Here is a 16714-nt window from a genome sequence, read left to right as displayed (position 1 = left end):
ACGGCCGCGCAGGCACGGCCCGTGGAGGGACGGTGCCCGCGTCCGGAGCGTCAGAACTTCGCGTCCTTGCCCAGCTTCCCGAGCCGGCTGTGGCCGCGCCCGTAGAGGAAGTAGACGACGCAGCCGACGGCCATCCACACGCCGAACCGGAGCCAGGTCTCGGTGGGCAGGTTGAGCATCAGCCAGACGGAGGCCGCGATGGAGAGGATGGGGATCACCGGTACCCACGGGGTGCGGAAGGCTCGGTGCAGATCGGGCCGGGTGCGGCGGAGGACGATGACGCCGAGGGCGACGACCACGAAGGCGAAGAGGGTACCGATGTTGACCAGCTCCGCGAGTTTCTCGAGGCTGGTGAAGCCCGCGAGGACCGAGATGATCACACCGAGCAGGATGGTCGCGCGGTAGGGCGTACGGAATGTCGGGTGGGTGACGGAGAAGAAGCGCGGGAGCAGTCCGTCGCGGCTCATCGCGAAGAACACCCGGGTCTGCCCCAGCAAAAGGATCATGCAGACCGTGATGAGGCCGACGATCGCACCCAGACTGATGGCACCGCTGAAGAACGGCTGGTTGACGGACTTGAACGCATCGGCGAGCGGCGCGGTCGCCGACATCTCCGTGTAGCGCTGCATCCCGGTGACGACCAGCGTCACGGCGACGTAGAGCACCGTGCAGATGAGCAGGGAGCCCAGGATGCCGCGGGGCATGTCCCGCTGGGGGTTCTTGGTCTCTTCCGCTGCGGTGGCCACGACGTCGAAGCCGATGAAGGCGAAGAAGACGAGGGAGGCGGCGGTGAAGATGCCCATCACGCCGAAGTTGGTGGGCTCGTAGCCGAAGAGCACCTGGATCAGCGGCGCCTTCCAACCGCCGCCTGCCTCCTGCGGCTGGGCCGGCGGGATGAACGGCGAGTAGTTGGACGCCTTGATGAAGAACAGGCCGGCGATGATGACCATCAGCACGACCGTGACCTTGACGACGACGACGATCGCGGTGATCCGGGCCGACAGCTTCATCCCGATGACCAGGATGGCGGTCAGCGCCAGCACCAGGAGGAAGGCGAGCAGGTCGAAGGACCCGCCCGCGTCGGGCCCGGACAACGCGACCGGCAGGTCCCAGCCGAGGTTGGTGTGCAGCAGGTGCCGCGCGTACCCGGACCAGCCGACCGCCACCACGGCGGTGCCGAGTGCGAATTCCAGGACCAGGTCCCAGCCGATGATCCAGGCCGGCAGCTCGCCGATCGATGCGTAGGAGAAGGTGTACGCCGAGCCGGCGACCGGCACGGTGGACGCGAACTCGGCGTAGCAGAGCGCTGCGAGGGCACAGACGATGCCCGCGGCGACGAAGGAGAGGGACGTGGCAGGGCCGGCGTTGTCCCTGGCGGCGATGCCGGTGAGGACGAAGATGCCCGTGCCGATGATGACTCCGACGCCGAAGACGGTGAGGTCCCACGCGGTGAGGGACTTCCTCAGTGCGTGCTCGGGCTCCTCGGTGTCGCGGATCGACTGCTCCACCGTCTTGGTCCGGAACACCCCGGGGTCCTGACGGGGCTGCTGTTCTGTGCTCACCGGCGTACCTCCGTGCCCATGGGTCTGCATCCATGGTCGAGGCGGATTCGCCGAACCGCGCGCCGAAAACAGACATTTCACGCAAATAGCGCCCTATGCCGCGTTCGGCGACTCACCCCGAGAACGCGGCAGGCGGGCCGTCCCCTGGGAACGACCCGCCTTGAGGGCACGACGACCCGGACGCTTGTTCGACTCAGTCGCGCGCGGCCTCGGCCGGTGCGTCCTCCAGACGACCGTCGAGCCTGGCGACCAGGCCGGTGACCTGGCGGGCGATGTCCGGCGCGGTCAGCCCGATCTCGGCCATGACCTCCTTGCGGGAGGCATGGTCGAGGAAGCGCGGAGGGATGCCGAAGTCCCGCAGCGGCATGTCCACTCCGGCGTCGCGCAGTGCCTGGGACACCGCCGAGCCGACGCCTCCGACGCGGCTGTTGTCCTCGACCGTCACCACGACGCGGTGCTGCTCGGCGAGCGGGGCGAGAGCCTCGTCCACCGGCTTGACCCAGCGCGGGTCGACCACCGTCGTGGAGATCCCCTGCTTGTCGAGGAGGTCCGCGACCTCCAGGCACATGGGGGCGAGCGCGCCCACGGAGACGAGAAGGACGTCGGGCCGGTCCGTGCCGGCCCGGCGCAGTACGTCCATGCCGCCCACCCGTTCGACGGCCTTGACGGCCGGGCCGACCGCGCCCTTCGAGAAGCGGACCACGGTCGGGGCGTCGTCGACCTCGACGGCCTCGCGCAGCTGGGCGCGGACCTGGTCGGCGTCGCGCGGAGCGGCGATCCGCAGCCCGGGCACCACCTGCAGGATCGACATGTCCCACATGCCGTTGTGCGAAGCCCCGTCGGTACCGGTGACACCCGCACGGTCCAGCACGAACGTCACTCCGCACCGGTGCAGCGCGACGTCCATCAGCACCTGGTCGAAGGCCCGGTTGAGGAAGGTGGCGTACACCGCGAAGACGGGGTGCAGACCACCGGTCGCGAGGCCGGCGGCCGAGACCGCGCCGTGCTGCTCGGCGATGCCGACGTCGTACACCCGGTCGGGATAGGCCTTGGCGAACTTGTCGAGACCGACGGGCTGGAGCATCGCCGCGGTGATCGCGACGATGTCCTCGCGCTCCCCGCCGAGCGCGACCATCTCCTCGCCGAAGACGGAGGTCCAGTCGAGACCGGAGCTCGCGATCGGCAGACCGGTGTCGGGGTGGATCTTGCCGACGGCATGGAAGCGGTCCGCCTCGTCCTGGAGCGCGGGCTGGTAGCCGCGGCCCTTCTCGGTGAGGCAGTGGACGATGACCGGGCCGCCGAACCGCTTGGCGCGCGCCAGGGCGGACTCCAACGCCTCGATGTCATGGCCGTCGATCGGCCCGACGTACTTCAGCCCGAGGTCCTCGAACATGCCCTGGGGGGCGATGAAGTCCTTCAGGCCCTTCTTCGCGCCGTGCAGGGTCTCGTACAGCGGCCTACCGACGACCGGGGTTCGCTCGAGGATCTCCTTGCCCCGGGCGAGGAAGCGCTCGTAACCGTCGGTGGTGCGCAGGGTCGCCAGGTGGTTGGCCAGGCCGCCGATGGTGGGCGCGTAGGAACGCTCGTTGTCGTTGACGACGATCACGAGCGGGCGGTCCTTGGCGTCCGCGATGTTGTTCAGCGCCTCCCAGGCCATGCCTCCGGTGAGGGCGCCGTCACCGATCACCGCGACGACGTGGTCGTCCTTCTTCAGGACCTCGTTGGCCTTGGCCAGCCCGTCCGCCCAGCCGAGCACCGTCGAGGCGTGGGAGTTCTCGATGACGTCGTGCTCCGACTCGGAGCGCGCGGGATAGCCGGAGAGGCCGTCCTTCATCTTGAGCCGGGAGAAGTCCTGGCGACCGGTCAGGAGCTTGTGGACGTAGCTCTGGTGCCCGGTGTCCCAGAGCACCTTGTCCTTCGGTGAGTCGAAGACTCTGTGCAGGGCGATGGTCAGCTCGACCACACCGAGGTTGGGGCCGAGGTGGCCGCCGGTCTTGGAGACGGCGTCCACGAGGAAGGTCCGGATCTCTGCTGCCAGCTGGTCGAGCTGCTCCGGGGTCAGCCGGTCCAGATCGCGCGGTCCCCTGATACGGGTAAGCAACGCCACCCGTGCCTCCTTGCGTTTGAGCTGGTCGAGCTTGCCGATTCGCCGAGTCTAATGTTCCGCCCGCGACGGCTGTCAGCGGGCGGTGGGTTGTGCGTCACGCGTCCGGAGCAAGGCGGGGTGGCACACGGCAGTGCCCGGCGCCGGGGACCGGCGCCGGGCACTGGTTGTTCGTCCTCTTACGCGCGACCTGCGGTCTTCTGCGTCTTGCGGGTGACGGAGTCGATCACGACGGTGGCGAGGAGCACACCACCGGTGATCATGTACTGGATCGGGGTGGCGATGCCTTCCAGTGCGAGGCCGTACTGGATGGAGACGATCACCATCACGCCGAGCAGCGCGTTCCAGGTCCGGCCCCGGCCGCCGAAGAGGCTGGTACCACCGATGACGGCCGCCGCGATGACGTTCATCAGAAGATCGCCGGCTCCGGCGCTCTGGTTGGCAGCAGCGATCTTGGAGGCCCAGAACAGACCGCCGACGGCCGCGAAGAAGCCGGCGAGCGCGAAGACGGAGACCCGCACCGCCGTGACATTGATACCGGCGCGACGGGAGGCCTCGACGCTGCCGCCGAGCGCGAAGATCTTGCGACCGTACGGGGTGCGCCGCAGCACGAAGTCCGTGATCACCAGCACGGCCAGGAACAGCACCAGGGCCAGGGGCAGGCCCTTGTACTGGTTGAACATGAACGCCGCGGCGAAGGAGACGACGGCCAGGAGGACCGTGCGGAACACGATGTCCGAAACCGGTCGGGAGGGGATGCCGACAGCCTCGCGTCGGCGATTGTCGAAGTACGAGGTCAGGAAGAAGACCGCGACCGCGACCGCGGCGAGGCCGTAGGCGGCCGCCACGTCGGAGAAGTAGTAGGTGGTCAGCTTGCCGACGACGCCCTCGCCGTCCAGGTTGATGGTGCCCTGGTCACCGAGGAGCTGGAGCATGAAGCCCAGCCAGAAGAGCAGACCCGCCAGGGTGACGGCGAACGCGGGAGCGCCGATCCTGGCGAAGAAGAAGCCGTGGACGGCGCCGATGGCGGCACCGCTCGCCAGCGCCACGACAACGGCAAGCCACTCGTTCATGCCGTGGGTGACCGTGAGCACGGCGACGATCGCGCCGGAGACACCGCTGACGGAGCCGACCGACAGGTCGATCTCACCGAGCAGCAGCACGAAGATGATGCCGACGGCCATCATGCCGGTGGCCACCATCGTGACGGCAATGTTGCTGAGGTTCTGCGCGGAGAGGAACTGCGAGTTCAGGCTCTGGAAGATCGCGCAGATGATGACCAGGCCGATGACGACCGGGATCGAGCCCAGGTCACCGGCGTGCAGCTTCCGCTTGAACTCGGAGATGTAGCCGGCGATGCCCTGCTCCCGGACCAGCAGACGCGGGTCGACCGCGGTGACCGCGTCGTGGGCGGCGTCGGGGTTCACCACCTCGTGCTCGCCGTCGACAGGTGCCGAAGTCTTGTCGATGCTCACTTCTGCCCCTCCGAGGTGCGCGCCGCGCGACGGGTCACGGCGTTGTCCGTGGCGCCGGTGATGGCGGAGATGATCTCTTCCTGCGAGGTGGACTTGACGTCGAAGACGCCGTTGTTCCGGCCCAGCCGGAGCACGGCCACCTTGTCCGCGACGGCCTTCACGTCGGCCATGTTGTGGCTGATGAGGATGACCGCGTGGCCGCGCTCGCGCAGCCGCTCGACCAGGTCGAGGACCTGGGCGGTCTGCTCGACGCCGAGAGCGGCCGTGGGCTCGTCGAGGATGACGAGCTTGGGCTCGCCCAGCATGGAGCGGGCGATGGCCACGGTCTGCCGCTGACCGCCGGAGAGCGAGGCGATCGGAATGCGGACGCTGGGGATGCGGATCGACAGGGTGCTGAGCAGTTCGCGGGAGCGTCGCTCCATCTCGACCTCGTTGAGGACGCCGCGCTTGCGGAGCTCCCGGCCGAGGTAGAGGTTTCCGACCACGTCGATGTTGTCGCACAGCGCGAGGTCCTGGTAGACGGTCGCGATGCCCAGGTTCTGGGCGTCGTGCGGCTTGCTGATCGATACGGACTTGCCTTCCCACTCGATGACGCCCTCATCGATGGGGTGCACGCCGGCGATCGTCTTGACCAGCGTGGACTTTCCGGCGCCGTTGTCGCCTACGAGAGCGACCACCTCGCCGCCGTGGACCTCAAGCTCTACGTCGGTGAGCGCCTGAACGGCACCGAACCGCTTGGAGACCCCGCGCAACGCCAGCACGGGCGTAGCGGACACGTGAACCATCTCCTTCGCCGCCTGACCGGCGGGGATGCCGCGCCGGGGAGGGCGCGGAGGTTGAGCAGAACCGAAAACAAGGGGAGAAGCGTTTCTGTCCGGCGCCCCGCCCCGATAGCGGGGCTGGACTGGGGCAGGGCGCCGGACAGGCTCCGGGGGCGGTCCTCGCCGGACCGACCGACCTACTTCAGGCCGAGCGCGTCACAGGCGGCCTTGTACTTCGCGGTGCAGATCTCGGCGATCGTGTACACACCGTCCTTGACGACCGTGTCCTTGATGTTGTCCTTGGTCAGCGAGACCACCGGGACGAGCACAGACGGGACGCCCTTGGTCGTGGGGCTGTCGACCTTCGCCGTGGCGACGGAGTCGAGCTTCTCGCCCTTGGCGAGCTTCACGGCCATCTCCGCGGCGGCGGCTGCCTCCGGCGCGTACGGCTTGTAGACGCTCATGAACTGCTCACCCGCGACGATGCGCTGCACGCCGGCGAGCTCCGCGTCCTGACCGGTGACCGGCGGGAGCTTGGCGAAACCACCGGACTTCAGGGCGGTGATGATGCCGCCCGCCATGCCGTCGTTGGCCGAGTAGACGCCGACGATCTTGTCCTTGCCGAGCGCCGAGATCGCGGCCTCCATGTTGGAGTTGGCGTTCTCCGGCTTCCACTCCTTGGTGTCGTACTCCTTGCCGATGTTCACCTTGCCGTCGAGCTCGGCGTGCGCGCCCTTCTTGAAGAGGGCGGCGTTCGGGTCGGTGATCGCGCCGTTCATCATCACGATCTGGCCGTCCTTGGCCTTGGCACCCAGGGCGGCGAGGAGCGCCTTGCCCTGGACGTGGCCGACCTCTTCGTTGTCGAAGGAGGTGTAGGCGTCGATCGGCCCCTCGGCGAGGCGGTCGAAGGCGACGACCGGGATGCCGGCGTCCTTGGCCTTCTTCACACTGCCCGCTATGGCCTTGGAGTCCACCGCGTCGACGATCAGCGCGTCGACCTTGTTGGTGATCATCGTGTCGACCTGCTGGGTCTGCAGCGTCGCGTCCTGCTTGGCGTTCGCGTAGACGACCTCGGCCTTGCCACCGGTGAGCTCGCTGATCTTCTTCTCGATGAGCGGCTTGTCGAACTTCTCGTAGCGAGCGGTCTGGTTCTCGGGAAGAAGGAGACCGATCTTCAGGTCGTCACCCTTCTTGGCACCACCCGAGGCGCTCGCGTTCTCGCCGGACTCCTTGGCGCTGCCACAGGCGGCGAGGGAAACGGCCATAGCGGTTGCGGCCACGGCCACGGCGGCACGACGCATCTGCGTGTTCATTCAGAAACCTCCCTGACGAGGCCGCGTCCTTGCGGCCGAGGTGGCTGGAAGTCAACTCGGCCGCAACGCCAGCGTCAAGGAGTAAATCCTTAACGAGATGACAACGGTGCCATTCGTTATCTAAGTGAAGGCAGGCGCCCCGGCCGGAACCGAACTGTCCAGAAGTGTCGAATCGCCCATTTCGCTGAGTACGAGTGCCAGCGCCCCCAACACCTCGGCACGACCGCCCAGCGCCCCGGGAAGGACGGAGAGCTGGCGGGCCGCGCTGGGGATCGCGTACCTGGAGACCGATTCTCGAATCGGCGCAAGTACCAATTCTCCCGCTTCGGCCAGATTTCCGCCTAGCACCACGCGGCTGGGATTGAGTAGATTGCACAGATTGGCCACGCCGCTCCCGATGTGGCGACCCACATCGGCGATCACCCGGCGGCAGCCGGGGTCGCCCTCACGCGCCAGCTGCACCACCCGCTCCATGGTCAGATCCGGACCGTGGCTGGGCTGCAGCAGGGGCAGGACGTACCGCGCGGCGGCGAAGGTCTCCAGGCAGCCACGGTTACCGCAGCGACACACGGGACCCGACTCGTCCAGCGTGATGTGCCCGATCTCCCCGGCCGTACCACCCGGCCCCCGGTAGATCTGTCCCTCTATGACCAGACCGGCGCCGACACCGCTCGCGACCTTGATGTAGGCGAGGTCCTTGACCCCGCGACCGCTCCCCCACACCAGCTCGCCCAGAGCGCCGAGGTTCGCGTCGTTGTCGACGTACACCGGAACCCCGAGCCGGGCCGAGAGCTCCTCACGGGGGTTGGTGCCGCTCCAGCCCGGCAGGATCGCGGTGGACCCGAGTGTCCCGGACTCCACGTCGATCGGCCCGGGAACGCCCAGGCCCACGCCGACGATCTTGTCCGAGCCGATCCCGATGCTCTCGATCAGCCGTTTGACCAGCTGTTCCGCGCGGTCGAAGCCCTGTGCGGAAGAGGCATCGACATCGAGCGGCTCGGACTCCTCTGCGAGCACCTGGTGGGCCAGGTTGCCGACGGCGACGCGCAGGTGGGTGTGCCCGAAGTCGACGCCGATGACGATGCCGGCGTCCCCGCTGAGCGAGACGCTCCGGGCCCGTCGACCGCCCGCCGACGTGGGCGTGACCTCAACGGTTCCACCGTCCTTCAGTTCCCGAACGATGTTGGAGACCGTGGCCGCGGAGAGGCCGGTGGTCCTGGCGATCTCCGCCTGGGTGAGCGAGCCGGCCATGCGCACGGCGCGCACGACCCGCTCGAGATTGGCCCGATGCAGAGATGTCTGCGACCCCGGAGTCTCCATCGACTCACACACTCCCGCTCTTTACTCCAACATGTGAACTCTAAGGGGAGCCTTTAGGGCCGCTCCCCGTCAAGACCTGAGCGCGCCGGGCTGGGGGAGACAGCCCGCCGCCCGCCGGCGGAAGCCGGCGGGCGGCGGGCCCTGCAGGGTGCCGCGGGACTACTTCAGGGCCCCCGCGGTGAGACCCGCGACGACCTGGCGCTGGAAGACCACGTACGCCGCGAGCACCGGGAGCATCGCCATGACCAGACCGGCGAACAAGCCCGACCAGTCGCCCTTGTACCCCTGGCTCACCGCGAGCTGGACCAGTCCCTGGGAGAGCACCTTGTTGTCGGGCTCGGTGTTGAGCACGGTCGGCAGCATGTACTGGTTCCACTGGCCCAGGAAGTTGAAGATCCCGACGCTGATCAGGCCCGGCTTGGCCATGGGCAGCATGACCTGGAAGAACGTCCTGGTGTGCGAGGCTCCGTCGATCAGCGCCGCCTCGGCCACGGAGGTCGGCAGCGTCCGGAAGAAAGCAGTGAGGAAGAACACGGTGAACGGCAGCGAGTAGGCGATGTAGACGAGGATCAGCCCGTGGATCGTGTTCAGCAGCTGCATGTTGTTCATGACATAGAACAACGGGACCAGGGCGAGCATGATCGGGAAGCTCATGCCCCCGATGAAGAGGAAGTAGACGAAGCGGTTTCCCGGGAAGTCGAAGCGGGCCAGCACGTACGCCGCCATCGACCCGAGGAGCAGCGTGCCGGCGAGCGATCCCGCCACCACGAGGACCGTGTTGAGGAAGTAGTCGCTCATGTGCGCCTGGCTCCAGGCGCGCGACCAGTTCTCGAAGTGCAACCGGTCCGGCAACGACCACGGCGAGCCGAAGATCGAACTGTCGTCCTTGAAGGAGGTCATCACTGCCCACAGCAGGGGCATGACGACCATGAAGGCCCAAAGGACCAGCACACCGTGCGAGAAGACGTTGAGGACCCGGCCGTCGCGGCGCCTCTCCGGCGCGGCCGGCGCGGCAGTCTTCACCACGGTCGTCAGCACCTCGGCGGTACCGGCGGGTGAGGTGTCGGTCGTCTTCATCGTCAGTACTCCAGCCGTTCGCGCCGGCCCAGCCGCATCACGGCCGCCGCGAAGGCCAGCGTGACGACCAGCAGGGCGACGCCGATCGTCGTGGCGTAGGCGGCGGCGCCGTCACGGAAGGCCGACTGGTACACGTAGAGGACCATCACCGTGGTCGAGTAGTCGGGCCCACCGGGTCCCGTCGTCATGATCTGCACCACTGCGAAGGACTCGGCGCCGAGCGCCAGGATCCCCATGTAGACCCAGCCGGACTGGATGGTGTCCCACAACAACGGCAGCGTGATCCGGAAGAAGGTGGTGGCCCGGCTCGCTCCGTCCAGCAGTGCCGCCTCGTAGAAGTCCTTGGGGATGGAGGCCATGCCCGCGGAGAAGAGCACCACGAAGAAGCCGACCGTCGACCAGACCAGGACGGCCATCACGCACCACAGGGCGAGGTCCGGGTCGCCCAGCCAGAGCGGCTGGACGTCGTCGAGGCCGAAGGCCCTCAGGGCGGAGTTGATGGCACCGCTCTCGGGGTTGTAGGCGAACTGGAAGAGCAGTGCGACGATCGCGATCGACAGCACCTGCGGGAAGAAGTAGGCGATCTTGTAGAAGGAGGAGCCGCGCACTCCGGAGACCGCAGCTCCCCCGCGGTGGCGACCACCCACGTTGATCATGAAGGCGAAGAACAGTGCGAGACCGATCGTCGCCAGCGGCAGCAGCAGGGCGAAGAGCAGACTGTGCTGCAGGGACTTCCAGAAGACGTCGTCGTTCCACAGCCGCGCGTAGTTGTCGAAGCCGACCATGGTGAAGTCCGGGCTGAGGCCGGTCCAGTCCGTGAACGAGTAGTAGATGGACTGGACGAACGGCCAGACGACGAAGAGGGCGTACAGCGACAGGGGGGCCGCCAGGAACCCCACGATGAAGCGGTACTTGCCGTGCTGCATGGTCACCGACCCCGATCGTCAGAGGTGCTCCGCCACCGGTGGCACGTGGTCCCGGGAGTCGCCCCCGGGACCACGGCCGTGACGGGAGGAACCGCGGAACAGCGGCTCACTGGTGCTTGTAGTGCTTGACGGACGAATCCCGGGCAGCCTTGTCCGCGAAGCCCTGGATCTTGCTGATGGCTTCCGCCGGGGTGAGCCGGCCGGCCATCATCTCGCCCAGGCCGGCCACGCCGATCTGCTCCTTCTGCAGCTTGACGTACCAGTCCTGGAGACGGGGATTGACGACGTTCGTCCCGGCCTTCTCCAGGGCGGCCACGCCGGACTTCAGTCCCGGCGTCAGTTCGATGCCGTCGGTGCCCCCGTTGAACGCCGTGAGGGACTTGACCTGCTGGGTGAAGTTCCTCGACGACTCCTCACCGAGCATGATGCGCAGCTGCTCCATACCGCCTTCGACGTTCTTCGCCTTGGCCGGAACGACGAAGGGCTCACCACCGGACGCCCAGATGGTCCCGAAGGGCATCTTGTCTGACTCGTCCAGGCTCGACGGCGCGGAGACGGCGAGGTCGAAGTCCTTGGGCATGGTGTTCGCCGCCTCGTTCTCCACCCAGGAGCCGTTCGGGATGAACAGCGCCTTGCCCTGCGTCCAGGCGGTCTGGGACTGGATGTGGTCGAGGCCCGGGGTGCCCTTGAGGACGTACCCCTTCTGGTAGAGCTCGTAGTAGGCCTCGAAGGCGGCCTTGACCGCCGGGTGCTTCCAGGCGTTCGGCTCCAGGTTGTCGATGGCGTCGAGGACCTCGGTACCACCGATCTTGGCGATGAACGGGTAGAGCGAGAACGGGAGGTAGTACGGGTACTTGCCCGCGTAGGTCCAGCCGGCGATGCCCTTCTTCTTCGCCTTCTCGCACAGGGCGAGCATCTCGTCCCAGCTCTCCGGGTACTGCGCGTCCAGCCGGTCGAGCGCGGTCTGCGAGTACCAGACGCCGTAGACGGTGTAGGCGTAGTAGAGGATCCAGACCGGATCGCCGTCGAACTGGCCCATCTCGACGATGCCCGGGCGGAGCGTGTCGCGGACCTTCTTGTTCGGGTCGTCGATCGAGGGGGCGTCCAGCAGCGGGGTGAGGTCGGCGAGCTGTTTCTTGCCGACCAGGACACCCATGTCCATCTGCTCCGCCCCGGAGTTGTCGATCAGGTCGGGCGGGGTGCCGCCGTTGAACCGCGGCTGGAGTTCGGACTGGATCTTCTGGGTGGCCTTGTGGGTGACCTTCGGGGCCTTGGGGAACGCCGCGTTGTACTTCTTCTCGGCGTCGATCGCGTACTGCTGCCCGAAACCGCCGTCGAAGATCACGACCTCGAGCGGGGCACTGCCGTTGACGCCGAGCGGGTTCTGCTTGGTGACCGTGCCCTTGTCGACCTTGTCACCGCCGCCTCCCCCGCCGCTCGCGCACGCCGACAGGAAGTTCATCGCAGGAACGCCGACCAGGCCGAGTGCCGCGGAGCGCTTGATCAGATCACGACGGCCGAGACCGCCGTTCGTGTGGGCGGACGTGGTTCCCATGCTCAAGTCCTCGCCTTCTCCAGGACTCAGGCGGTGCACCGGACGCCCGTCCTTCTCGCCTGAGCCGAAGGGCCCCGCCACCGCGGTCATTTGCTGAAGCTGGGTCGTGCAGGGGTTGCCGTGCCGTGAACGGGAACTGCCCGGGCGACGGGCGGCATCGCCCGTCGCCCGCCGTCCTCGTTCCCCGTCCCGCCGTGCGCACCGCCGGGCCGGACGCCGACAGGTATAGTCCACTTCCCGCCGGCGGAGCAAGATCGAAAACAGGGTTGCGCGGCAGTCTTTCCCGAGTTGAGACCTCGCACACCAAGGAGCCACGACCTCCGCACACCGGGCGCCGCGATCTCGCCGCCCGGGCCGGTTCTCTGCCTTTCCGATCGTCAACACCCTTGACACCAAGCGGCACTCGGCTCCCTACTGGAGCCTGCGCTTCACCTTGACAACGTTGTCCTATCATCGCTCCGGCAGTGGAAAGGCTCGGCATGCGGCACAGACCCCGCACTCGACACAGACTCGCCCGCACGGCCGCCCTCGTGGCGGCCGCCTCTCTTCTCCTGGCTACGGCCCCGTCCGCCGCCGTCGCCCTGCCCACCCGAACCACCGAACGCGCCACCGAGTTCAGCACCTCCTTCGAACCCGACGAAACACCACCCGACTGGCGCAACACCGTCGAAACGGGACCCGACGGGAAGGAGCGGTCGTCGGGTGTCGACGGAGGATTCTCGTCCGGGATACCGGGGAACGTCACCGACCGCGTGGTCGAGCTGCGCGCCAGTGGCGAGAACGCCGGTGCCGGAGAGACCAAGGAGAACCTCGTCGACCTCCAGCCGTCCAGCAAATGGCTGGTGTTCGCCTCGTCGGGTTGGGTCGAGTTCGACACCGATTCCCCGGTCAAGGTCGTCACGTACGCGCTCACCTCGGCAAACGACTTCGCCGAACGCGACCCGAAGGACTGGACCCTGAAGGGCTCGCAGGACGGCAAGGACTGGAAGGTCCTGGACAGTCGTGAGGGCCAGGCCTTCGAACAGCGCTTCCAGACGAAGACGTACGACATCGACGCTGCGAAGGCCGCCGCCTACTCCCACTACCGGCTGGACATCACTGCGAACAACGGTGCGTCGGGCCTCACCCAACTCGCCGACGTGCAGTTCTCCGACGGCAGCTCCGACAAACCGGCACCGGAGTCCATGCGCAGTCAGGTCGACCGCGGCCCGGCCGGCTCTCCCACGGCGAAGGCCGGTGCCGGCTTCACCGGCCAGCGCGCCCTGAGGTACGCCGGATCGCACCGGGGGACCGGCCGCGCATACGCGTACAACAAGGTCTTCGACGTCGACACTCCAGTGCGGCGGGACACCGAGCTCTCCTACCGGATCTTCCCGTCGATGCCCGACAAGGACCTCACCTACGCCGCCACGAACGTGTCGGTCGACCTGGCCTTCACGGACGGCACCTACCTCAGCGACCTCGGGGCCGTGGACTCGCACGGCGGGCCGCTGACGCCGCAGGGACAGGGCATGGCAAAGCGGCTCTACACGAACCAGTGGAACCACGTGGCCGCCCGGATCGGCGCAGTCGCCGCGGGCAGGACCGTGGACCGGATCCTGGTGGCGTACGACTCCCCCAAGGGCCCTGCGGCGTTCCAGGGCTGGATCGACGACATCCGGATCGCTCCCCGACCGCCGGAGAAGCGGCGCGCCCACCTGTCGGACTACGTGTCGACGGTCCGTGGCACCAATTCGAGCAGCTCGTTCTCACGGGGCAACACGTTCCCGGCGACCGCCATGCCGCACGGGTTCAACTTCTGGACCCCGGTCACCAACGCCGCTTCGCTGAGTTGGCTGTACGAGTACGCGCGCGGCAACAACGCGGACAACCTGCCGACGCTCCAGGCGTTCAGCGCGAGCCACGAACCGAGCCCATGGATGGGCGACCGCCAGACCTTCCAGGTGATGCCGTCGGCCGCCGCCGGGACCCCGGACACGGCGCGCACCGCCCGCGCCCTCCCCTTCCGCCACGAGAACGAGACCGCACGCCCGCACTACTACGGCGTGACGTTCGAGAACGGCCTGAAGGCGGAGATCACGCCCACGGACCACGCCGCGATGATGCGGTTCACCTATCCGGGCGACGACGCCTCGGTGATCTTCGACAACGTCACGGACCAGGCCGGGCTCACGCTCGATCCCGCCACGCGTTCCTTCACCGGCTGGTCGGACGTCAAGAGCGGACAGTCGACGGGCGCGACGCGGCTGTTCGTGTACGGCGTCTTCGACGCGCCGGTGACCGCGTCGTCCGCGCAGGGCGTCAAGGGACACCTGCGCTTCGACGCCGGCGATGACCGCACGGTCACCCTGCGCATGGCCACCTCTCTGATCAGCGTCGACCAGGCGAAGGCGAACCTCGCGGCCGAGGTCCCGCCTTCGGCGTCGTTCTCCCGGATCCGGAACAAGGCACGGCACGCCTGGGACGACCTCCTCGGCAGGGTCGAGGTCGAAGGAGCGACCCACGACCAGTTGGTGACCCTCTACTCCTCGCTCTACCGGCTGTACCTCTACCCCAATTCGGGCTTCGAGACGGTTGACGGGAAGCCGAAGTACGCGAGCCCCTTCTCGTCACAGACCGGACCCGACACCCCCACCCGTACGGGTGCGAAGGTCGTCGACGGCCGGGTGTACGTCAACAACGGCTTCTGGGACACCTATCGGACCACCTGGCCCGCGTACGCACTGCTCACCCCCAAGAAGGCGGGCGAGCTGGTGGACGGATTCGTCCAGCAGTACCGCGACGGAGGCTGGATCTCCCGCTGGTCCTCCCCCGGCTACGCGGACCTGATGACGGGCACCTCGTCCGACGTCGCCTTCGCCGACGCGTACGTGAAGGGCGTCCGGGGCTTCGACGCGGAGACGGCGTACGAGGCGGCGCTGAAGAACGCGACCGTGGTGCCGCCGGGCAGCGGGGTCGGCCGCAAGGGCATGGCGACCTCGCCCTTCGTCGGCTACGCCTCGACCGAGACGCACGAGGGCCTGTCCTGGTCGCTGGAGGGGTACCTGAACGACTACGGCCTGGCGAAGATGGCCGCCGCCCTGCACGCGAAGACCAAGAAGGCCCGCTACCAGGAGGAGTCCGCTTACTTCCTCAACCGGGCACGGGGCTACGTCGCCCTCTTCGACCGGGACGCCGGCTTCTTCCAGGGACGGACCCCCAAGGGCGAGTGGCGGGTCCCGTCGACGCAGTACGACCCCCGGGTGTGGGGATACGACTACACCGAGACCAACGGCTACGGGTACGCGTTCACCGCCCCGCAGGACAGCCGCGGCCTCGCCAACCTCTACGGTGGCCGCGCCGGACTCGGCAAGAAGCTGGACACCTACTTCGCGACTCCGGAGACCGCCTCCCCCGAGTTCGTCGGCTCGTACGGCAGCGTCATTCACGAGATGACCGAGGCGCGCGACGTGCGGATGGGGATGTACGGGCACTCCAACCAGGTAGCCCACCACGTCACGTACATGTACGACGCGGCGTCGCAACCGTGGAAGACGCAGGAGAAGGTGCGCGAGGCGCTGTCCCGCCTCTACACCGGCAGCGAGATCGGACAGGGCTACCACGGTGACGAGGACAACGGCGAACAGTCGGCCTGGTTTCTCTTCTCGGCGCTCGGCTTCTACCCCCTGGTGATGGGCAGCGGCGAGTACGCGATCGGTTCGCCACTCTTCACCAAGGCGACCGTGCACCTGGAGAACGGGCGGGACCTGGTGATCAAGGCACCGCGCAACAGCGACCGGAACATCTACGTCCAGGGCCTGCGCGTCAACGGCAAGCGGTGGGACTCGACGGCCCTGCCGCACGCGCTCCTCGCCCGGGGCGGCACGCTCGACTTCGCGATGGGGTCGAAGCCCTCCCGCTGGGGAACGGGCAGGAACGCCGCACCGGTCTCGGTCACCAAGGACGACGCGGTGCCCACACCGCGGCGCGACGCCCTCCACGGACCGGGGGCCCTGTTCGACGACACCTCGGCCACGGAGGCGGAGTTGACGGGCCCGGTGGCCCTGCCGGTCCCGTCCCGCACCCGCGCCGTCCAGTACACGCTGACGTCCGCGACGCGGGCGAAGGCTCCGACGTCATGGGTTCTCCAGGGCTCGCACGACGGCACCACGTGGACCGCTCTGGACGCGCGGTCCGGGGAGTCCTTCGCCTGGGACCGCCAGACGCGCGTCTTCTCGGTCGCGCACCCGGGGACGTACGAGCAGTACCGACTGGTGCCGTCCGGACCCGCGGTGCTCGCCGAGATCGAGTTGCTCGCCCGGCCGGGAGGTGTCGCGGCCGGGAGGTGAAGGTGCCCGGTGCGGGGCGGCGGGCCGCGCGTCTGCCGTTCCCGGCCGGGTCAACGCCTCGCCGCGTCACGCACCGGGCCGTGGCGTGGTGCCGGTACGGGCCGGGTCCGGTCATCGGGAAAGGCAGCGGCCGGGGGGAAACAAGGGCAGGGGGGGGGGGAGGGGGGGCGGGGGGAGGGGGGGAGGCAGCTGGCCACCCCCGCTTCCCTCCGCCGCGCCCCCTCGGCCGCCTTTGCCGGTGTGTCTGTGTTCTCCCCCCACCCCGGGACCAGCACGGTGATGTCGAGTACCTC

10 protein-coding genes are annotated in these 16714 nt (G+C 68.1%); 1 reads left to right on the top strand and 9 read right to left on the bottom strand.

Annotation, left to right across the window (positions count from 1 at the left end):
• Window positions 1-50 precede the first annotated feature (50 nt).
• The 9 genes from ACFXOM_RS09040 to ngcE form a co-directional block, all read right to left on the bottom strand.
• Window positions 51-1562, bottom strand: a complete 1512-nt coding sequence (locus ACFXOM_RS09040; protein ID WP_384933498.1) for an amino acid permease — start codon at window positions 1560-1562, stop codon at window positions 51-53.
• Window positions 1563-1755: 193 nt separating this feature from the next.
• A complete protein-coding gene (gene dxs / locus ACFXOM_RS09035; protein ID WP_384933501.1) occupies window positions 1756-3669 on the bottom strand; it encodes a 1-deoxy-D-xylulose-5-phosphate synthase in 1914 nt (637 codons plus the stop codon).
• A gap of 176 nt (window positions 3670-3845) precedes the next feature.
• Entirely contained in the window at window positions 3846-5141 is a 1296-nt protein-coding gene (locus tag ACFXOM_RS09030) for a sugar ABC transporter permease (RefSeq protein WP_384933503.1), read from the bottom strand.
• Window positions 5138-5926: an ATP-binding cassette domain-containing protein gene (locus ACFXOM_RS09025; RefSeq protein WP_384933506.1), complete on the bottom strand. Its 789-nt coding sequence runs from the start codon at window positions 5924-5926 to the stop codon at window positions 5138-5140. The genes ACFXOM_RS09030 and ACFXOM_RS09025 overlap by 4 nt, the downstream gene beginning before the upstream one ends.
• A gap of 173 nt (window positions 5927-6099) precedes the next feature.
• The gene (locus ACFXOM_RS09020) at window positions 6100-7215 is read right to left on the bottom strand and encodes a substrate-binding domain-containing protein (protein WP_384933508.1); all 1116 of its coding nucleotides are present in this window, start codon (window positions 7213-7215) and stop codon (window positions 6100-6102) included.
• A gap of 120 nt (window positions 7216-7335) precedes the next feature.
• Entirely contained in the window at window positions 7336-8535 is a 1200-nt protein-coding gene (locus ACFXOM_RS09015; RefSeq protein ID WP_384933511.1) for an ROK family protein, read from the bottom strand.
• 159 nt (window positions 8536-8694) lie between these two features.
• A complete protein-coding gene (locus tag ACFXOM_RS09010; protein ID WP_384933513.1) occupies window positions 8695-9612 on the bottom strand; it encodes a carbohydrate ABC transporter permease in 918 nt (305 codons plus the stop codon).
• A gap of 2 nt (window positions 9613-9614) precedes the next feature.
• Complete coding sequence (locus ACFXOM_RS09005; protein ID WP_384933650.1) at window positions 9615-10538, bottom strand: carbohydrate ABC transporter permease; 924 nt, start codon at window positions 10536-10538, stop codon at window positions 9615-9617.
• Between the two features lie 106 nt (window positions 10539-10644).
• On the bottom strand, window positions 10645-12093 hold the full coding sequence (gene ngcE, locus ACFXOM_RS09000) for an N-acetylglucosamine/diacetylchitobiose ABC transporter substrate-binding protein (protein WP_384933516.1): 1449 nt from the start codon (window positions 12091-12093) through the stop codon (window positions 10645-10647).
• Between the two features lie 479 nt (window positions 12094-12572).
• Between ngcE and ACFXOM_RS08995 the strand changes: the two genes are divergently transcribed.
• Window positions 12573-16421, top strand: a complete 3849-nt coding sequence (locus tag ACFXOM_RS08995; RefSeq protein WP_385037478.1) for a GH92 family glycosyl hydrolase — start codon at window positions 12573-12575, stop codon at window positions 16419-16421.
• The last annotated feature ends 293 nt before the right edge of the window (window positions 16422-16714 follow it).

Source organism: Streptomyces sp. NPDC059169, assembly GCF_042755225.1.
Taxonomy (GTDB): Bacteria; Actinomycetota; Actinomycetes; order Streptomycetales; family Streptomycetaceae; genus Streptomyces.
Note: the sequence above shows the minus strand (reverse complement) of the source record. Positions and strands in the feature narration are given on the sequence as shown.

Coding starts and splice junctions, on each gene's coding strand:
- ACFXOM_RS09005 (WP_384933650.1), bottom strand. CDS start 10,538: ATGCAGCACGGCAAGTACCGCTTCATCGTGGGGTTCCTGGCGGCCCCC.
- ACFXOM_RS09020 (WP_384933508.1), bottom strand. CDS start 7,215: ATGAACACGCAGATGCGTCGTGCCGCCGTGGCCGTGGCCGCAACCGCT.
- ACFXOM_RS09025 (WP_384933506.1), bottom strand. CDS start 5,926: ATGGTTCACGTGTCCGCTACGCCCGTGCTGGCGTTGCGCGGGGTCTCC.
- ACFXOM_RS08995 (WP_385037478.1), top strand. CDS start 12,573: ATGCGGCACAGACCCCGCACTCGACACAGACTCGCCCGCACGGCCGCC.
- ACFXOM_RS09015 (WP_384933511.1), bottom strand. CDS start 8,535: ATGGAGACTCCGGGGTCGCAGACATCTCTGCATCGGGCCAATCTCGAG.
- ACFXOM_RS09010 (WP_384933513.1), bottom strand. CDS start 9,612: ATGAAGACGACCGACACCTCACCCGCCGGTACCGCCGAGGTGCTGACG.
- ngcE (WP_384933516.1), bottom strand. CDS start 12,093: ATGGGAACCACGTCCGCCCACACGAACGGCGGTCTCGGCCGTCGTGAT.